Below are 18,585 nucleotides of genomic sequence, written 5' to 3'. Positions count from 1 at the left end.
GTCGTCAGTGGGCCGACTCTAATGTAGAAACATTTCCTTACGCAAGCGCTTGCGTCGATCATTTATCGCCAGATGAAACGTTTCATCAGTCATTAATCCGAAAAGTACCCAATTTCACCCACGGGTATCCGTTTGAAGTGAAATAGCCTGTGGCCCGCCATCCAAACGCCACAATCTCTGCTATTGTCCAAGGACCTCATCTCCTCCTCGTCGCCCCCCAGCGATCTTCTGTGAGCATGCTCTGCGCCATCGCCGCTTGACGATGGCGGGCCTGAACGTCACGGAACGCCAACGCGATGGACACACCGTTACCCGAACAACCGCAATCGCGGGCTGAAAAGATCGTCGAGTTCAAGCGGCAGAAAACCCTGCTCAAGACCGGCGCCCTGCAAGACGCAATCTTCAACAGCGCGTACTTCTCCAGCATCGCCACCGACGAGAAAGGCGTGATCCAGATCTTCAATGTCGGCGCCGAACGCATGCTCGGCTATGCCGCCGCCGATGTGGTCAACCGCATCACGCCAGCCGATATTTCCGACCCCATCGAGCTGATCACCCGCGCCGCCGCCCTCAGCCTGGAACTGGACACGCCGATCACGCCGGGTTTCGAAGCGCTGGTGTTCAAGGCCTCGCGGGGTATCGAAGACATCTACGAGCTGACCTACATCCGCAAGGACGGCAGTCGCCTGTCGGCCATGGTTTCGGTGACCGCCCTGCGCAACCGGCATGACACCATCATCGGCTACCTGCTGATCGGCACCGACAACACCGCCCGCAAACAGGAAGAGGCCGAGCGCAAAGGCTTCGAGCGGGCACTGGAAGAAAAGAACCTGGAGCTGGAGCACGCCAGCCATATGAAGTCGGAATTCCTCGCGACCATGTCCCATGAGCTGCGCACACCGTTGAACGCGGTGATCGGCTTTTCCGAAGCGCTCAAGGATGGCCTGGTCGGCGACATGAGCGAGACCCAGCGCGAATACATCGGCGACATTTTCACCAGCGGTCAGCACTTGTTGTCGTTGATCAACGACATTCTCGACCTGTCCAAGGTCGAGGCCGGCATGATGGAACTGGAACTGGAAAACGCAGAACTGCCGGGGCTGTTGGCCAATAGCCTGCTGATCGTGCGGGAAAAGGCCGCGTTGCAGCGCATCCAATTGAAGCTGGAATATCCCGAGGACCTCGGCCTTCTACAGCTGGACCTGCGCAAGACCAAACAGATCGTCTACAACCTGCTGGCCAACGCCGTAAAGTTCAGCGCCCACGGCAGCTCTGTGACGTTGACCGTGCGCCAGGTGCCCCGCGCACAGGTCGGGCAGATTCCCGGCGACTGGCCGGTGTACCGTTTTGCCTTGCCCGACGGCGCTGATCAACCCTTCCTCGAACTCAGCGTCAGCGACACCGGCATCGGGATTGCCGAGGTGGACATGGACAAGCTGTTCAAGGCGTTCAGCCAGATCGACAGCAGCCTGGCACGCAAATTCGAAGGCACCGGCCTGGGGCTGGCGATGGTCAAGCGGCTGACCGACCTGCATGGCGGCAGTGTCGCCGTGGCCAGCCGTGAAGGCTGCGGGGCGCGGTTTGTTGCCTGGCTGCCGCTGCACCGCGCCCCGGAGGCCACATGGCCCACATCCTGATCGTTGAAGACAATGAAGCCAATATGCGCCTGGCGCGCCTGTTACTGGTCAATGCTGGCCACGACGTGCTGTGGGCCGCGGATGCGGAGACTGGCCTGACCCTGGCCCGCGAACAGCAACCGGCGCTGATCCTGATGGACATCCAGTTGCCCGGCATGGACGGCCTGGCTGCCACCGCGCTGCTCAAGCGCGACCCGCTTACCGCCCACATCCCGGTGATCGCCCTGACTGCAATGGCGATGAAAGAAGATCGCGAAAAGACCCGGCTCGCCGGTTGCGACGCCTACATCATCAAGCCGCTGCGTTACAAAGAGCTGTACCAGGTGATCGACACCTTGCTGCAACAGCACACCCGCCCTCTCACATGAGTCCTCTCCATGGCCAGCCAACCCGCAACGTTGTTGATCGTTGATGATGAACCCCAGGTGCGCAAACTCCTGGAAACCCTTCTGCAACATGAGGGCTACCAGACCCTGAGCGCGAGCAGTGGCGAAGAAGCCTTGCTGTTGGTGGCCCGGCAGCCGCCGGACCTGATCCTGCTGGACATCATGATGCCGGGCATGGACGGCTACGAGGTTGCCAGCCAGTTGAAAAACGATGAAACCACGGCGGGTATTCCGATCATCATGCTGTCGGCCCTCAGCGAACCGAGCGCGCGCGTCAGCGGACTGCAGGCCGGTGCCGAAGAATTCATCAGCAAGCCGGTGGAACGTGTCGAGCTATGGTTGCGCGTGCGCAACCTGCTGCGGCTCAAGGAACGCGGCGACCTGGCGAGCCACTCCCGTGAGTTGGCGCAACGACAGATCGGCATGAACGTGCATGACCTGGCCCACGAGGCCCTGGAAAACGACTTGCGTGAAGCGGTGGCGCGCCATGACTTCACGGTGCATTACCAACCCAAGGTCGAGGTGCTGAGCGGTCGCATCTGCGCCCTCGAAGCGCTGCTGCGCTGGGAACGGCCGGCATACGGCGCGGTATCGCCGGCAGTGTTTATACCGATCCTGGAAAGCCTGGGCTTGATCGTCCCCGTGGGGCGCTGGGTGATCGAGCAGGTCTGCCAACAGATCGCCGAGTGGCAACGCGGTGCGATTGGCGCGGTGGAGGTGTCGGTGAACGTCTCTGGCCATCAATTGATCGAAGGCGACCTGATCGCCGATATCGCCAGCACCCTTGCCCGCACCGGGGTCGAGCCGCATTGGCTGGAGGTGGAACTGACCGAAGGTTCGTTGATGGAAAACACCCAGCACACCATCGCCAGCCTGCAGCGCCTGCACGCCATGGGGGTGAAGATCTCCATCGATGACTTCGGCACTGGCTATTCGAGCCTGGCGTACCTGCGACGGTTTCCCATCGACACGCTGAAGATCGACATCGCGTTCATCCGCGAAGTCACCAGCAACCCGCAGGACGCGGCGATCACCCGTACCATCATCGAACTGGCCCACAGCCTCAGCCTGCGGGTGGTGGCCGAAGGCGTGGAAACCCAGGCGCAACTGGCGTTCTTGAAGGAGGCTGGCTGTGATCAGATCCAGGGCTACCTGTTCAGCCGGCCGCTGCCGGTGGACACCCTGGAGCGCTTGTTGCTGGAACGTTTAGAGAGTCCGTGAGAGTTCCTCACGCAGGCACTCGATCAAACCCCGGTAGGTGGTGCATATCTGTGCAAGCCTGCATCTGGACAGTGCGATGCGGCGGTTGAAGCGGTTGGGATGACACTTCGAGCAATGACACACTGCGCTAGAAATGTGGGAGGGGGCTTGCCCCCGATAGCACCAGGCCAGTCAACTCATCTACAGCTGATCCACCGCAATCGGGGGCAAGCCCCCTCCCACACAGACGCCGCTACGGGTCCAGCACGCCGCCGCTGTAGCTGTCGGATAGACGCGTCCCGGTGAACTTGGCGACTACCGCCCCCTGCGCCACCAGGCGTTCGCGGTGGCCGGTGACCATGCGGCCGGCCTGGGCGGCGTGCAGGATCACTTCGGAACACGGGTCACCGGGGCGGCCGATGATGCGTGCGAAACGCTGGCCTTCCTCCACGTAATCCCCCAGGGCTATCTCGAATACCAGCACCCCGGCACAGGGCGCGAGGATGGTTTCCATGCAGCCCATGTCGACCACGTCCCCTGGCCACTCGGCGATGGCGGCCACCTCGTCGATCACGCCATTGATGCACAACCACGCCCACAGGCCGTCGGCATCTTGTTGCGCCAGCGCATCGCTGACGTCTGCCTGGCCGCGCAGCTCAATGGTCGCGGCCAGTTGCGGCGATGCATGGTTGATGATGGTCTCTTCAAAGGAGCCATCGCCGCCCTCGTCCCAGACGATCACCAGGTCCACGCGCAAGGCCGCCGCCAACGCCAGGCCCTGGTCGGGCCAGAAGCTGCGGTGGATGTAGAGGTACGGCAGCGCTTCGTCATCGGTGTGCAGGTCCAGCACCAGGTCGGCTTCAGCGGCCAGTTGCACCAGGCGCTTTTGCCACTGCGCCAGGTTGCTCGCCGGGTGCGCCATGGCCAGGGAGTGATCAAAAGCGCGGTTGAAGTTCTGCCCGGTGGCTTCATGAAAGCGCCCCAGCAAACGGCCTTGGCGGAACTGGCCGATCCCGAACGGGTTGGCCTGGGGCACCACGGTGACGCCGCCCTTGAGGCGCCCCTGGTCCTGGCACGCCTGCAAGCGCGGCAGCAGCTGATGCAGCACCAGCATGCCGGCGATTTCATCCGCGTGCACACCCGCCTGCAGGTGTACGCTGGGCCCGCTGCCGTCGCCTTCGAAGCGCCAGGCGCCAATGTGCAGCGGGTTGCCGGCGTCGCCGGTGACGTGCCACGAAAGGTCGTTTGCCATGCCTTGCCCTCCTCTCATCCATTAACCGCTAGAGATTGAACACACGTTCAACTAACCTGAGCGCTGTGGTGTTTCCATCAAAGGCCTGCCCATGACCGTCGACCCTCCCAAACTGCGCCGCGCCGACCCCGACGAGCGCCGCGACCTGCTGATCGCCGCCGCCCTCACCTGCCTGGCCCGCGACGGGCACGCCGGGATCTCCGTGCGCCGCATTGCCTCCGAAGCCGGTGTATCGGTGGGCTTGCTCAACCACCATTTCGGCAGCATCGACGCGCTGATCGCCGAGACCTACCACAAGCTCGCCAACGAACTGACCAGCGCCCTGTGGGAACAGGTCGAGCTGGCTGACGGCGCCGCCGCACGGCTGGACGCGTTTCTCAGTGCCTCGTTCTCGCCACGGGTCATGGACCCCGACCTGCTTGGCGTGTGGGTGGTGTTCTGGAGCCTGATCCGTCACTCGCCCCACGTTAATCAGTCCCACGAAAACAGTTACCACGCCTACCTGGGGTTGATCCAACGCCTGCTGGACGATCTGGCCCGCAGTGAAAACCTGCTGATCCACGACAGCCACCTGGCCGCCATCGGCCTATCGGCGATGCTCGACGGACTCTGGCTCGAAGGCTGCCTCAACCCCGGCACCTTCAGCTCTGCCAACGGGTTGCACATCTGCCGCTGCTGGGTCCAAGGCTTGCGTCACGGCGCATTCAGCGCCGATTACGTCCTGTGACAGCGGTTTATCCGGCCGACCTGCGCAGCGGCGTGCCGCGCCGTTCGGCGATGGCGTAGACGCCTTCGATCAGGAAGGTCAGGCACAGGTAGACCCCCGCCACCAGTAGCAGCGGCTGGTAGATCTGCAAGGTCTGCGCGCGCACCACGTTGGCCGCACCGAGCAGGTCGACCACGGCAATGGTCGACGCCAGCGCGGTGGACTTGAGCAGCATCACCGTTTCCCCGGCCAGGGTCGGCAGCAACAGGCGCATCGCCCGTGGCAAACGCACACGCAGCAGCGCCTGGCGTGGGGTCATGCCGAACGCCGAGGCGGCTTCCATCTCGCCTTTGGGCACCGCCAGCAGGCCACCGCGAATCACCTCGCCGACATAGGCGCCTACCGACAACACCAGGGCAAACAAGATGTACCAGTAGCCATCGCGCAGATACGGCCACAGGAAGCTGCCACGGATCATCGGGAACTGGGCGAACAGGCTGCCCAGGCCGTAGTAGAAAATGTAGATCTGGATCAGCAACGGCGTACCGCGCAGCACGCTGGTGTAGGCCAGCGCACTGCGCGCCAGCCACTTGCGCCGCGACAACCGTGCCAGCGCCACCAGCACCGCCAGGGCAAAACCGAGTACTGCCGAAACCACCAGCAGCGACAAGGTGGTCTGCAACCCCTTGGCGATGAGCCCGGCGTAGTAGCTTATCCACTCAGGCATGTGCGCCTCACTCGACAACCGGCATCCAGCGACGGATACGGCGCTCCAGGCGCCCGGACAGGTAGTTGGAAGCCAGCGTCACCAGGTAATACAAGGCGGCGGCCGCGAGGTAGAACAGCAGGTATTGGCGGGTCGACCCCGCTGCCTGCTTGGCGGTGTACAGCAACTCGTTGGTGCCGACCACGCTGATCAAGGCGCTGTCCTTGATCAGGTTGATCCACAGGTTGGACATGCCGGCCAGGGCGAACGGCGCCATGATCGGCAGCGTCACCCGCCGGAACAGCCCCAGCCCGCTCAAGCCAAAGGCCCGCGCCGCTTCGATCTGCCCGTGGGGGATCGCCAGGATCGCCGCGCGAAAAATCTCCGAGGCATAGGCGCCCTGCACCAGCCCCAGCACCAGGATCGCCACCAGCGGGCCGCTGATATTCACCTGGGCGAAGCCCAGCCACAGCATCAGCGCGTTGAGGCCCATGGAGCCGGCGTAGTACAGCAGCAGGATCAGCAGCAGTTCCGGCACCGCGCGAAACACTGTGGTGTAGCCGCGCATCAGCAGCGCGATCGGGCGCGGCGCGCTGAGCTTAGCGCAGGCCACCACCAGGCCGATCAGCAAGCCCACCGCAAATGACCCGGCGGAAATCTGCAGGGTCATCCATAGACCCTTGAGCAACGCCTGGCCCCACCCTTGTTCGCCGAAGCCGAGAAGGTCGAACATGGTTATTCGGTCTTCTGGGCGATTTGCTGGTACGGGCTGTCACAGGTCTTGCTCACAAACGCGGGGGTCTCGGTGCGCTTGCACGGGCTGACCGACAGGCCGAAATAGTGCTGTGACAGGTCGTCGTAGTCCTTGCTCACCAGCAACTCGCCGATGGCCTTGTCCAGCCGGGCCTTGAGCGCGGTGTCTTCCTTGCGCAAGCCGGCGCCGACGCCACGGCCGATGATCGGGTCGTAGGGCACGCTGGCGATGTGCGCCAGGCCGCTGGCTTCGGGGGTCTTGACCATCATGGCGATGGCGGTGTCGTCGGCCATCATGTAGTCGATACGCCCGGCGATCAGGTCGGCGTTGGCCGATTCCTGGGTGTCGTAGTACTTGAGGTCGGCGATGTTTTCGTAATACTTCTTCAGGTAATTGGCGCTGACCGTGGAGATCTGCACGCCGATCAACTTGCCCTTGAGGCCCGTCGGGGATATCTCCACTTCGCTGCCTTTTGGCCCCGCAACCCCCAGCAGGGAGTCGTAGTAGGCGCGGCTGAACGCGATCTGTTTTTCGCGCTCGTCGGTCACCGACATCGACGAGAAAATCACGTCGATCTTCTTCGCCAGCAGCGAGGGAATGATGCCGTCCCACGCCACTTCCTTGATCTGGCACTCGGCTTTCATGCCTTCGCAGAGCTTGTGGATCAGGTCCACCTCGAACCCGGACCACTGGCCGTTACCGCCCTTCACGGTAAACGGCGGGTAGGGTTCGGCCGCCACCGCAAACACGATGGGTTTGTCGCCCGCCCAGGTAAAACCTGCGGCCAGCATCAACACTGCACTGCTCAACCACGTTGCCATACGTTTGAATTGCATGATGTTGCCCCGTCTTTTTCTGGAGTTAGCGAGTTTGGTGCGCGTTGACGAACTGTCGGCAACGTTCACTGCGTGGGTCGATAAACACCGCGTCCGGCGAACCGGTTTCTTCGATCATGCCTTGGTGTAGGAACGCCACTTTCGACGACACATCCCGGGCGAATGCCATTTCATGGGTGACCAGGATCATGGTACGGCCCTCTTCGGCCAGGGAGCGGATCACCCGCAGCACTTCGCCCACCAGCTCCGGGTCGAGGGCCGAAGTGGGTTCGTCGAACAGCATGACTTTTGGGCGCATGGCCAGCGCCCGGGCAATCGCCACGCGCTGTTGCTGACCACCGGAAAGGAAGGCCGGGTATTCATTGCGCTTGGCGGCCAGGCCGACGCGGTCGAGCAGGCTTTCTGCGCGTTCGATGGCCTCGGCGCGGCTTTCGCGCAATACCTGGGTGGGGGCTTCGATGAGGTTTTCGAGCACCGTGCGATGAGGCCACAGGTTGAAGTTCTGGAACACCATGCCCAGGGTCGAGCGGATGCGCACCAACTGCCGGGCATCCGCCACCAGGGGCGCGCCGGGGCGGCCGTAGTTGAGCTTGATGCTTTCGCCGTCCACCTGAATGCTGCCCTGGTCCGGCACTTCGAGCATGTTGATGCAGCGCAGCAAGGTGCTTTTGCCCGAGCCGCTGGCGCCGATCAGCGAGATCACCTCGCCTTCGTGGGCCGTGAGGGAAATGCCCTTGAGCACTTCGATATTGCCGAAGCGCTTATGCAGGTCGATGACTTCGATCATCTTCCGGGCTTCGGCCGGTTGCGCCACTTCAATCCTGGGAGCAGTGGCGATACGTGGCTCACCGGCCAGCTTGGCGACAAACTGCGCGATACGCTGGCAGGCCTGCGCCAGGCGTTCTTCGCCGAGGGTAAACGAGAGCCGCACGAAACCTTTCGCGGGCTCGCCGAAGGCCGCCGCATCCAGCACCGACACCCCGGCCTCGCGAAACAGGCGCCAGGCAAAATCCAGGGAGCCCAGGCCGGTGCCGCGTACGTCCACCAGCACGAACATCCCCGCTTGCGGCGCCTGCACCTGGATCCCAGGGCAGGCACTCAGCGCGGCCACCACCAGGTCGCGGCGGCGCCGGTAAATCTCGCGCATGCCCCGGGTCACTTCATCATGGGCCAGCACGGCGGCGGTGGCGGCTTCCATCACAAAGCCGGGCAAGCCGTACAGCATGCTGAGCACCAGGGTTTCGGCATGGGCGATCAGCGCGGGCGTGGCGATGAGCCAACCGATGCGCCAACCGGTCATGGCATGGGACTTGGACAGGCTGCCAATCACCACGCAGCGCTCGGCCATGCCCGGCAGTGCAGCGAGGCTGTGGTACTCGCCGTCAAACACCAGGCTTTCGTAGACCTCATCCACCACGACCCACAGGTCGTGGGCGATGGCCAGTTCGGCGATGGCCTGCAACTCCTGCGGGTTGAGCACCACGCCGGTGGGGTTGTTCGGGTTGGAGAAGAAAATCGCCCGTGTGCGCGGGGTGATCGCGGCGGCGAGCAACGTGGCGTCGACGCGAAAGCCCGATTCAGGGGAACACGGCACGCGCACCAGTGTGGCGCCGCTGGCCTTGAGCGTGGCTTCGTAGGTGACGTACATCGGGTCGAGCACCAGCACCTCGTCACCGGCCTGCAACAGGCACAGCGACGTTACGAACAAGGCGTTCTGCGCACCGGCCACAGTGATGACGTTTGCGGCATTGAGCGGGCGTGCCAGCGTCTGGCTGTAGCGTGCTGCAATCGCTTCGCGCAGTGCCGGGCGGCCAGGGATTTCGGTGTAGTGGGTGTCGCCATCGCGCAAGGCACTGACGGCAGCGTCGGTGATAAAGGACGGGGTGGCGAAATCCGGGTCGCCGACGCTGAGGATGATGATGTCTTCGCCCTGGCTGGCGGCGTGGAACGCGGCGTGGTGGATGTCCCAGGCGGCGACGCCCTGCCCTGCAATTCGTTCGACGAAGGGGGAAAACCGCATGCCAGAGCCTCTCGTTCAAGAAGAAAAAGCGCTAACCCGTTCGGTTGCAAACGGGTGGATGCGGTCAACATAGTGCAAACTGAACAGTCGTTCAATGGGCGTGTTTGGCTCGGTGTCGTTTATCGTCCAAAGAGGTCGTTATGGTGATTTCTGCTCATTTACAACCAGCCCTTTCAAAGTCTTGGAGGGCGAGCACTGCAACTGTGGCGAGCGGGCTTGTCCCGCGTTGGGTTGCGAAGCGACCCTGGCAAGAGGAATGCGGTGAGTCAGGCACGCTTCGACCGCCGGTTTTGGGGCTGCTTCGCAGCCCAACGCGGGACAAGCCCGCTCGCCACAGGGTACTTATCGCCTGTTCTACGGGGCTGACAGATCAGGTACCGCGCTTCATGCAAAAACCTCGACATCCCTGTCGAAGGGTTAACGCTTGGGGGGCGCCAAAAATTCCGCGCCGATGGGATCTTTTATCGTGCTGGCCAGGATACGGTCGATATGCGACAGGTCTTCGGGCGTCAGGTGCCAGCCGAAGGCTTCTTCATAACCCTTCAACTGCTCCGGCCGGCGGGCGCCCCACAGCGCAATGGTCGGGCCTTGGTCAAGCACCCAGCGCAGGGCCAGGGCGAGCACCGACTTGCCGTGGCACTCGCGGGCGTAGCTACTCAGCGCGGCCACGGCGGCCAAGTATTGCTCGAAGCGTGGCGGCTTGAACTTGGGGTCGAGCGTACGCACATCGTCGCCGGCAAAGCGCGTGGCCGAGTGCATGCTGCCGCTGAGCAAACCCCGGCACAGCGGGCCGTAGGCCAGGACCACCAGCGAATGCTGCTTGGCGTAGGGCAGGATGTCGCTGTCGATGGCGCGTTCGAACAGGTTGTACGGTGGCTGCACCGTGGCCAGGGCGGTGTACTGGCGGAAATCGTCCATTTGCGCCGAGGAATAATTACTCACGCCAACCGCCAGGATCTTGCCCTCACGGCGCAGGCGCTCCAATTCATCGGCGGTTTCTTCCTGGGCCACCAGCGGATCGGGCCAGTGCACCTGATACAAGTCGATGTAGTCGGTTCCCAGGCGTATCAAGGAATCTTCGACCTCTTTGCGAATGCGCTGGGCCGTGGCGTTGCGCCGAGTGGCGCCGGTGTCCCATTGCAGCCCCGCCTTGGTCGCGATCACGGCGCTGTGGCGCACTCCGCGCAAGGCCTTGCCGATCAGCTCTTCGGACAGGCCAAAGCCGTACAGCGGCGCGGTGTCGATCAGGTTGATACCCACCGCCAACGCGTGCCGCAAGGTGCGCGAGGCTTGCTCGGTGTCCGCCCCGCCCCACAGGTGCCCGCCCATGGACCAGGTGCCGAGGGCGATCCGCGAGATCGCTTGTTCGATGCCGGCAATTCTGATGGTCTCAACGCGCATGAAAATATCCCGTGGCTTGCAATAATGCTTAGAAAAACAATTACTCTAAGTCATCCACGGTTGAATCGGGCTCAACGCCGCATGCAGCCGAACTCCCGCATAAGAGACTTGAAAATGGCTGCTTTCAACCGTTCCGAACTGGCCGATCTCAACGTGTTCATGGCCATCATCCGTCGCCGCAGTTTTCGCCACGCCGCTCATGAGTTGGGCGTTACCACCTCGGCCTTGAGCCACACCATGCGCAACCTGGAAACCCGCCTGGGGGTGAAGCTGCTGTACCGCACCAGCCGTGCCGTGGAACCCACCGATGCCGGTTCGCTGCTGGCAGAAAAACTCACCCAGGGCTTTGCCACCATCAAGGACGGCCTCGACACCCTGGAGTTGTACCGCGACGCGCCCATTGGCCGGCTACGCTTGAACGTGCCACGGGACGCGGCGGTATTGCTGCTGGCGCCGATCCTCGGGGACTTCTGCACCGCCTACCCGCAACTGCGCGTGGACCTGATCGTGCAGGACCAGATGATCGACATCATCGCCGAGGGCTACGACGCCGGTATCCGCTACGGCGCCACCGTGCCCCAGGACATGGTGGCGGTGCCCTTGACCGGTGAGCTGCGCTGGATCGTGGTCGCGTCGCCCGCCTACCTGGCCCGCCGGGGCACGCCGCAGGTGCCCAAAGACCTGCTGCAACACGCCTGCATCCGCATGTACCTGGGCGACAAGACCCCCTACAAGTGGGAACTGGGCAACGGCACCCGCCAGCAACGCATCGACGTGCCGGGCCACTTCAGCGCGGCTGATACCGAGACTATTGTGAATGCGGCGCTGCAAGGGGTGGGCATCGCCTACTGCCTGTCCAACCGCGTGGAACAGGAGCTCAAGGACGGCCGTCTGGTGGAGGTCATGCCCGACTGGGCCTGCATGGGCGAGCCGTTGTGCATGTACTACCCGAGCCGACGGCAGTCGCAGCCGGGGCTGCGGCAGTTGATGGACATGATCCGGATGAAAACCATCGGCAAACAGTTGATCGAATAGGCTTCAATCCGGCGGCTCGGTAGCGTCATCCTCCTGGTCAATCAACGGCACGGTTGCATCGTCCATCAAGGAACCCGGGTCTTCGTTGCCCGGGTCATTCGGTTCTTCTTCCTCGCAGTCGTTTGTCATGACGCTCTCCTCGGTTATGAGCCAGGGTTATCCACCTGGATGTAGAACGCATAGGCCCCCAGCAACAGCCAGAACACCATGAACAGCCAGGGCGCACGCATTGAGAATAGCAGCGACTTGCGATAGCCCTTGTGGGACGACTCCATCTCGGAGAACAACGGCGACTCATCGTAGGCCAGGCCCATCACCGGCTCGCTGCGCAGCAGTTCGCTCTGTTTGTAGTGCCAATGATCGATGATCTCGTAGGCCGCGCGGATGCCCGGCCAGGCGTTCAATGAGCTGAGTACGCCCAGCATCACCAGGAACACCGGCACCACCAGGGTGAACAACTTGCCCCACTCCGGGTTGAGATTGCCCATGCCGGAGACGAAGGCGATCACCAGGAAGGATTGCGCGGTGAGGTAGGCGTCGGTGCGGTTGGCCAGGATGGTGGTTTCGTACTGGATTTCGCGCCGGTAGAAGTCCAACCGGTCCTTGGGCGAACCGAAGATCTTGGCGTTGTGTTCGCTGTGGTCGGTCAGGGCCGCTTCCGGTGTATGGGGAGAGATGATTCTGGGCACGACGGTGCTCCCTGCGGGTTCGAGTCCTGTTAGAAGAAGCGGCGATGAGTGAAGTTCAAGTTTGTTCATGCACCAAGTTGGGGCGCCAACCAGGCACTGCCCCCTTGTGGTGAGCGGGCTTGTTGTGGTGATGGCCTTCTGTGGTGAACAGGCTTCTGTGGCGAGCGGGCTTGCCCCGCGTTGGGCTGCGCAGCGGCCCCAGAAAGAGCGGGAGCGCTGCGCACTCCAACGCGGGGCAAGCCCGCTCACCACAACAAGCGCCTCGCCACAAGATTCGCCGTTTCGGCACACGCATTGCTTTATCCATTCATCTGCCCGTAAACAGGAGCATTCGTTACCCCCCGACCCAGAGCCGACCCCACAAGAAAGTAAGGACCAGGCCCAATGGCACCCTCAGCCACGGGCTCATAAAAATGCGTTTTTTGAAACGGCAGTGCCACCCAAGCGTCCCTCGGCACTGACAAGGTACTGGAATGGCTCGATCTTTCTTCGATGAAATGAATGACGCAAACGGCGCCTGCCGTGCGCACTATCAGGACTTCTCCCGCTGGCTGGCGAATACGCCGCCGGAACTGCTGGCCCAGCGTCGCCGCGAAGCCGATTTGCTGTTTCATCGCGCCGGGATCACCTTCACCCTCTACGGCGACGAACAAGACACCGAGCGCCTGATCCCCTTCGACATCATCCCGCGCAGCATCCCTGCCAGTGAATGGAGCGTGATCGAGCGCGGCTGTATCCAGCGCGTCAATGCGCTGAACATGTTCCTCGCCGACATCTACCACGACCAGCGCATCATCAAGGCCGGGATCATTCCCGCGGACCAGGTGCTGGGTAACGAGGGCTATCAGAAGGCCATGGTCGGCCTGGACCTGCACCGCGACATCTACTCGCATATCTCGGGTGTCGACCTGGTGCGTGACGGCGACGGCACCTACTACGTGCTCGAAGACAACCTGCGCACCCCCAGCGGCGTCAGCTACATGCTCGAAGACCGCAAGATGATGATGCGCCTGTTCCCCGAGGTCTTCGCCAAACAGCGCATCGCGCCGGTGGACCACTACCCCAACCTGCTGCTCAAGACCCTCAAGAGTTCCAGCCGCCTGGACAACCCCAATGTGGTGGTGCTGACCCCAGGCCGCTTCAACAGCGCGTTCTTTGAACACGCCTTCCTCGCCCGTGAAATGGGCGTCGAGCTGGTGGAAGGCGCAGACCTGTTCGTGCACGACCTCAAGGTGTTCATGCGCACCACCGACGGCCCCAAGCCGGTGGACGTGATTTACCGGCGTATCGACGACGCCTTCCTCGACCCCAAGGCCTTCAACCCCGAGTCCATGCTCGGTGTGCCTGGCCTGGTTGCCGCCTATTGCGCCGGCAACGTCGTGCTGGCCAATGCCATCGGCACCGGCGTGGCGGACGACAAGTCGATCTACCCCTATGTGCCGGAAATGATCCGTTTCTACCTGGACGAAGAACCGGTGCTACAAAACGTACCGACCTTCCAGTGCCGCAAGCCCGATGAACTCTCCCACGTCCTGGCCCACCTGCCGGAACTGGTGGTCAAGGAAACCCAGGGGTCCGGCGGCTACGGCATGCTCGTCGGCCCGGCCTCCAGCGCCGCCGAGATCGAGGACTTCCGCCAACGCATCAAGGCCCGTCCCCACGCCTACATCGCCCAACCGACCTTGAGCCTGTCCACCTGCCCCACCTTCGTTGAAAACGGTATTGCCCCACGGCATATCGACCTGCGGCCCTTTGTGCTGTCGGGCAAGGAAACGCGCCTGGTGCCCGGTGGGCTTACCCGCGTGGCATTGAAGGAAGGCTCGTTGATCGTCAACTCGTCGCAGGGCGGCGGAACCAAGGACACCTGGGTGGTGGAGGGCTGAGTATGTTGAGTAGAACCGCCGCAGATCTGTACTGGATGTCCCGTTACCTGGAGCGTGCCGAAAACCTGGCGCGCATGCTCGAAGTCAGTTACTCGCTGTCGTTGATGCCTCAGGCGGGGCGCAGCGACGGCCTGGACGAACTGGCCATGTCGTTGCTCAGCAGTGGCACCCTGGACAGCTACCTTGAGCGGCATAAGCAACTGGATGCCGAACGCATGCTGCACTTCTTCGCTCTCGACGAAGAAAACCCCGCCAGCATCTACAACTGCCTGCGCGCCGCCCGTGGCAATGCCCACGCCGTACGCGGACGCATCACCGCCGACATGTGGGAAAACCTCAACGCCACCTGGCTGGAAATGCGCAGTATCGCCGCCGGCGGCCTGGCGCGACATGGCATCAGCCACTTCTGTGACTGGGTCAAGCAGCGTTCGCACCTGTTTCGTGGTGCCACCTCGGGGACGATCATGCGCAATGACGCCTATCGGTTCATTCGCCTGGGCACCTTTGTCGAGCGCGCCGACAACACCCTGCGTTTGCTGGATGCGCGCTACGAGATGTTCGGCGAAGAATCGGAAGAAGTCAGCGACTTGTCGGCACGCGGTTACTACCAGTGGAGCGCCCTGCTCCGCGCGTTGTCGTCGTTCGAGGCGTATACCGAGCTGTACCCGAACGCGCTGAATGCCCGTTCCGTGTCCGAATTACTGCTGTTGCGCAGCGATGTACCGCGCTCGTTGCATGCGTGCATCGAGGAGTTGAGCCATATCCTCGCGGACTTGCCCGGCAGTTATGGACGCACGGCGCAGCGCCTGGCGGCGGAGTTCGAGGCGCGACTGAGGTACACCGGCATCGATGAGATCCTTGAAGACGGCCTGCACAGCCGTCTCACCGAGTTTATCGACACCGTGCGCGAGCTGGCGCGGGCGATTCACAGCTCGTACCTGGAGGTCATCTAACGTCCACTGGGATTAAGCAATATGGGAGGGGTTGCCCCCGATAGCAGTGGGTCAGTCAGCCAATTCGGGGACTGATTCACCGCTATCGGGGGCAAGCCCCCTCCCGCATTCCGGTTATTGGTGTTTTACCAGCACCGGCTCGGCGCGGTATTGGTCGGGGAAGAGTTTCTTGAGCTGCGCCACCTTCGGCAGATCATTGATCACGATGTACGGGTAGGACGGGTTCTCGGTGAGGAAGTCCTGATGGTAGGACTCCGCCGGGTAGAACACCTTGCCCATCTCGATTTTAGTCACGATGGGTTTGTCGAAGGACTTGGCCGCATCCAGCTGGGCGATGTAGGCCTGGGCGACTTTTTGCTGTTCGGCGTTTTGCGCAAAGATCGCCGAACGGTACTGGGTGCCGGTGTCGGGGCCCTGGCGGTTGAGTTCGGTGGGGTTGTGGGCCACCGAGAAGTAGATCTGCAGCAATTTGCCGTAGCTGATCTTGCTCGGGTCGTAGGTGACCGACACCGACTCGGCGTGGCCGCTGTTGCCGTCGCTGACGGACTCATACTGTGCCGTGCTCGCAGCACCGCCTTCGTAGCCGGACACGGCGTTTTTCACGCCTTGCACATGTTGGAACACCCCTTGTACGCCCCAGAAACAGCCGCCGGCGAACACAGCGGTTTGCAGGTTGCCGGCTTCGGCGGGCAGGTCCAGGGCGGGTGGCGCGATCACCACGGCGTCGTCGGCGGCGCCGAAGGAAAAGGCCTGGCTTTGGCCGACGAACGCGGCGAAGGCCAACACGGGCAGGTATTTGAATACATTCATGGCAGGGACTCCGGGTTAACCAAAGGTGAAGGCATACGCCGACACGTTGGGGTCAAGGAATTCAATGGTGAAGGTGCGGTCCTGCACGGCACCCGGCTGACGCACCAGCTGGTACAAACGCTGTTCGGTGACGGTGCCGCTGCCATCTGGCGCAACGTCGGTGCCATGGGCATCGCCCGGGGCCTGGCCGTCGATCGTGACCTTGTAACGCACCGGCTTGCCGTCGGCGCCGGGGCCGAGCACCAGGTGCAGGTCACGGGCGTGGAAGCGATAGACGATGCGCCCACCGGCCTGGTCGAGGTTGGCTTGCTGGCCGCCGACGTTCCATTGGCCTTCCAGTGTCCACTGGTTGAGTGCCAGGGGGCCGGACTTGACGAAGTTTTCGGCGCGCTGCGAACCCAGGTAGGTTTCCGGCGACTGCACCTCGTTCATGTCCGGCGCTTGCTGCACGCCCTTGGCATCGGCTTCGATCAAACCGCCCGCGACGTTCTTCGCGCCGGCTTCACGCAACAATTGCTGGATCACCCGCTCCGACTCGGCGTAATCGCCTTCACCGAAGTGGTGATAACGAATCTGGCCCTTGGCGTCGGCAAAATAATGCGCCGGCCAGTACTGGTTGTTGAACGCGCGCCAGATCTTGTAGTTGTTGTCGATGGCCACCGGGTAAGTGATGCCCAGGTCCTTCATGGCCTGAGTGACGTTGTTCACGTTGCGCTCAAAGGCGAATTCCGGCGCATGCACGCCGATCACCACCAGGCCCTGGTCGCGGTATTTCTCGGCCCAGGCCTTTACATACGGCAGCGTGCGCAGGCAATTGATGCAGGAGTAGGTCCAGAAATCCACCAGCACCACCTTGCCCTCGAGTGCTTCGGCGGTCAGTGGCGGGCTGTTGAGCCATTGCACGGCGCCATCGAGGGACGGCAGCGCGCCTTCGATCGGCAAGGTATCGCTGTGGTTGGCGGCCATCATCATCGCACCGCTAGGCTGCGCCGGCTTGGCGCTGAGGCGATCCACCAGGCTTTGTTCCAGGCCACCGGTGGATGCGGTCGACAGCCGCGACAGCACGCCGGTGTCGAGGCCCAGCGCAATCGCGGCCACACCGGCCAGCATCAGCGCGCCCAAGCCACGGCGTAGCCATTCGCCGGCGCCGAGGGACTTTTTCATGAAACCAAAGACTTTACCGCCGACCAGCAACGCCAGCGCGAGGGAGGTGGCAGCACCGGCGGCGTAAGCCAGCAAGAGCAAGGTAGTACCGATGCTGGCGCCCTGCAGCGCGGCACCGGTGAGCACCAGCCCCAGGATCGGCCCGGCGCACGGCGCCCACAGCAGCCCGGTGGCCACGCCGATCAGGAACGACGCGCCCGGACGCGGCCGGGCATCGGCCCCGGCGGCTTCCGACAAACGACTGCCGGCGGCCACCAGTGGGCGCGTCAGGCGCTCCGAGAGTTGCGGCAACAACAACGTGAGTCCGAACAGGGCAACGCACAGCAACGCGAGCCAGCGCCCGTATTGATTGACTTGCACCACCCAACCGCCGCCGACTGCCGCCAGCGAGGCGACCAGGGCGAATGTCACCGCCATCCCCGCTAACAGCGGCAAGCCACTGCGCAAAAACGGCTGCCCGGTGCGAGCGAAGACAAAAGGCAGAACAGGCAGGATGCACGGACTGACGATTGTCAGCACGCCGCCCAGGTACGCGAGAACCAGAAGCCACATGGGATGGACCCTTATAGGAAAAAGACATTGGCTTACGCCGCCGTGAACGTCATGGCGGCGCCGTTCATGCAGTAGCGCAGGCCGGTGGGTGGCGGGCCGTCATCGAACACGTGCCCCTGGTGGCCACCACAGCGACGGCAGTGGATTTCCTTGCGCAGCACGCCGTAGGACGTATCGGTACGGCTGGCCACCGCGTTCTCCAGCTGCTGCCAGAAACTCGGCCAGCCGGTGTGGCTGTTGAACTTGGTGGCCGAGGCAAACAGCGGCAGCGCGCAACCGGCACAGGCGAAGGTGCCGGCGCGGTGTTCATCGTTGAGCGCGCTGCTGTACGGGCGTTCGGTGCCCTCTTCGCGCAGGATGGCGTATTGCTCGTCGGTGAGCAGGCTGTGCCATTGCGCGTCGGTGTGGCTGACCTCGAAGGTTTCGGCGGCTTCGGCGTCAGCGACCCTATTGAGTTGCTTGAGCAGGCCGCCCGCCAGGACGGCGACACCCAGGCCGCCACTGGCCAGGAGTATTTGTCGGCGTGAGTACATGAGCTTCTCCTAACTACATAGGCCTGATGGCTAGCGATAGTCCTGTAGTGAGCGAGCTGGCTCGCGCT

18 protein-coding genes are annotated in these 18,585 nt (G+C 62.9%); 7 read left to right on the top strand and 11 right to left on the bottom strand.

The genetic code is table 11. The annotated features are described in order from the left end of the window. Positions 1–296: 296 nt before the first annotated feature. From ACZ445_RS14800 to ACZ445_RS14790, 3 genes are read left to right on the top strand one after another with little or no spacing between them, the layout of a single operon-like run. A complete protein-coding gene (locus ACZ445_RS14800; RefSeq protein ID WP_310863065.1) occupies positions 297–1,637 on the top strand; it encodes a sensor histidine kinase in 1,341 nt (446 codons plus the stop codon). Further along, entirely contained in the window at positions 1,622–2,005 is a 384-nt protein-coding gene (locus ACZ445_RS14795; protein ID WP_058425910.1) for a response regulator, read from the top strand. The genes ACZ445_RS14800 and ACZ445_RS14795 overlap by 16 nt, the downstream gene beginning before the upstream one ends. 9 nt (positions 2,006–2,014) lie before the next feature. Beyond that, positions 2,015–3,244 carry an EAL domain-containing response regulator gene (locus ACZ445_RS14790; RefSeq protein WP_058425911.1) on the top strand — a complete coding sequence of 410 codons (1,230 nt, stop codon included), beginning with the start codon at positions 2,015–2,017 and terminating at the stop codon, positions 3,242–3,244. Between the two features lie 232 nt (positions 3,245–3,476). Here ACZ445_RS14790 and ACZ445_RS14785 read toward each other — a convergent pair whose 3' ends face one another. Then, the gene (locus ACZ445_RS14785; protein WP_058425912.1) at positions 3,477–4,475 is read right to left on the bottom strand and encodes a M14 family metallopeptidase; all 999 of its coding nucleotides are present in this window, start codon (positions 4,473–4,475) and stop codon (positions 3,477–3,479) included. A 91-nt stretch (positions 4,476–4,566) separates the two neighbouring features. Between ACZ445_RS14785 and ACZ445_RS14780 the strand changes: the two genes are divergently transcribed. Beyond that, positions 4,567–5,202: a TetR/AcrR family transcriptional regulator gene (locus tag ACZ445_RS14780; RefSeq protein ID WP_464703596.1), complete on the top strand. Its 636-nt coding sequence runs from the start codon at positions 4,567–4,569 to the stop codon at positions 5,200–5,202. A gap of 7 nt (positions 5,203–5,209) precedes the next feature. On the opposite strand, the gene ACZ445_RS14775 is transcribed toward ACZ445_RS14780, so the two are convergent. The 5 genes from ACZ445_RS14775 to ACZ445_RS14755 form a co-directional block, all read right to left on the bottom strand. After that, on the bottom strand, positions 5,210–5,908 hold the full coding sequence (locus ACZ445_RS14775) for an ABC transporter permease (RefSeq protein ID WP_179030063.1): 699 nt from the start codon (positions 5,906–5,908) through the stop codon (positions 5,210–5,212). A gap of 7 nt (positions 5,909–5,915) precedes the next feature. Continuing rightward, entirely contained in the window at positions 5,916–6,620 is a 705-nt protein-coding gene (locus ACZ445_RS14770) for an ABC transporter permease (RefSeq protein ID WP_058425915.1), read from the bottom strand. 2 nt (positions 6,621–6,622) lie between these two features. After that, a complete protein-coding gene (locus ACZ445_RS14765; protein WP_058425916.1) occupies positions 6,623–7,477 on the bottom strand; it encodes a transporter substrate-binding domain-containing protein in 855 nt (284 codons plus the stop codon). A 25-nt stretch (positions 7,478–7,502) separates the two neighbouring features. Next, a complete protein-coding gene (locus ACZ445_RS14760; protein WP_310863066.1) occupies positions 7,503–9,497 on the bottom strand; it encodes an aminotransferase class I/II-fold pyridoxal phosphate-dependent enzyme in 1,995 nt (664 codons plus the stop codon). A 417-nt stretch (positions 9,498–9,914) separates the two neighbouring features. Continuing rightward, positions 9,915–10,898, bottom strand: a complete 984-nt coding sequence (locus ACZ445_RS14755) for an aldo/keto reductase (RefSeq protein WP_179030475.1) — start codon at positions 10,896–10,898, stop codon at positions 9,915–9,917. A 114-nt stretch (positions 10,899–11,012) separates the two neighbouring features. Here ACZ445_RS14755 and ACZ445_RS14750 point away from each other — a divergent pair, with 114 nt between their 5' ends. After that, entirely contained in the window at positions 11,013–11,933 is a 921-nt protein-coding gene (locus ACZ445_RS14750; protein ID WP_464707175.1) for a LysR family transcriptional regulator, read from the top strand. Between the two features lie 3 nt (positions 11,934–11,936). On the opposite strand, the gene ACZ445_RS14745 is transcribed toward ACZ445_RS14750, so the two are convergent. Both ACZ445_RS14745 and ACZ445_RS14740 read right to left on the bottom strand, forming a co-directional pair. Next, complete coding sequence (locus tag ACZ445_RS14745) at positions 11,937–12,062, bottom strand: hypothetical protein (RefSeq protein WP_259641570.1); 126 nt, start codon at positions 12,060–12,062, stop codon at positions 11,937–11,939. Between the two features lie 14 nt (positions 12,063–12,076). Further along, entirely contained in the window at positions 12,077–12,622 is a 546-nt protein-coding gene (locus ACZ445_RS14740; RefSeq protein ID WP_058425920.1) for a hypothetical protein, read from the bottom strand. A gap of 473 nt (positions 12,623–13,095) precedes the next feature. Here ACZ445_RS14740 and ACZ445_RS14735 point away from each other — a divergent pair, with 473 nt between their 5' ends. Continuing rightward, complete coding sequence (locus ACZ445_RS14735) at positions 13,096–14,505, top strand: circularly permuted type 2 ATP-grasp protein (protein ID WP_058425921.1); 1,410 nt, start codon at positions 13,096–13,098, stop codon at positions 14,503–14,505. A 2-nt stretch (positions 14,506–14,507) separates the two neighbouring features. Continuing rightward, positions 14,508–15,458, top strand: coding sequence for an alpha-E domain-containing protein (locus tag ACZ445_RS14730; RefSeq protein WP_071495662.1), 951 nt, complete (start codon positions 14,508–14,510; stop codon positions 15,456–15,458). 114 nt (positions 15,459–15,572) lie between these two features. On the opposite strand, the gene msrA is transcribed toward ACZ445_RS14730, so the two are convergent. From msrA to msrB, 3 genes are read right to left on the bottom strand one after another with little or no spacing between them, the layout of a single operon-like run. Beyond that, the gene (gene msrA, locus ACZ445_RS14725) at positions 15,573–16,268 is read right to left on the bottom strand and encodes a peptide-methionine (S)-S-oxide reductase MsrA (RefSeq protein WP_058425923.1); all 696 of its coding nucleotides are present in this window, start codon (positions 16,266–16,268) and stop codon (positions 15,573–15,575) included. Between the two features lie 15 nt (positions 16,269–16,283). Then, entirely contained in the window at positions 16,284–17,984 is a 1,701-nt protein-coding gene (locus tag ACZ445_RS14720) for a cytochrome c biogenesis protein DipZ (RefSeq protein ID WP_058425924.1), read from the bottom strand. Positions 17,985–18,016: 32 nt separating this feature from the next. Next, entirely contained in the window at positions 18,017–18,517 is a 501-nt protein-coding gene (gene msrB, locus ACZ445_RS14715) for a peptide-methionine (R)-S-oxide reductase MsrB (protein WP_464705452.1), read from the bottom strand. Positions 18,518–18,585 lie beyond the last annotated feature (68 nt).

It is taken from the genome of Pseudomonas allii, assembly GCF_055380095.1.
This window is presented reverse-complemented; position numbering and strand designations above follow the sequence as displayed.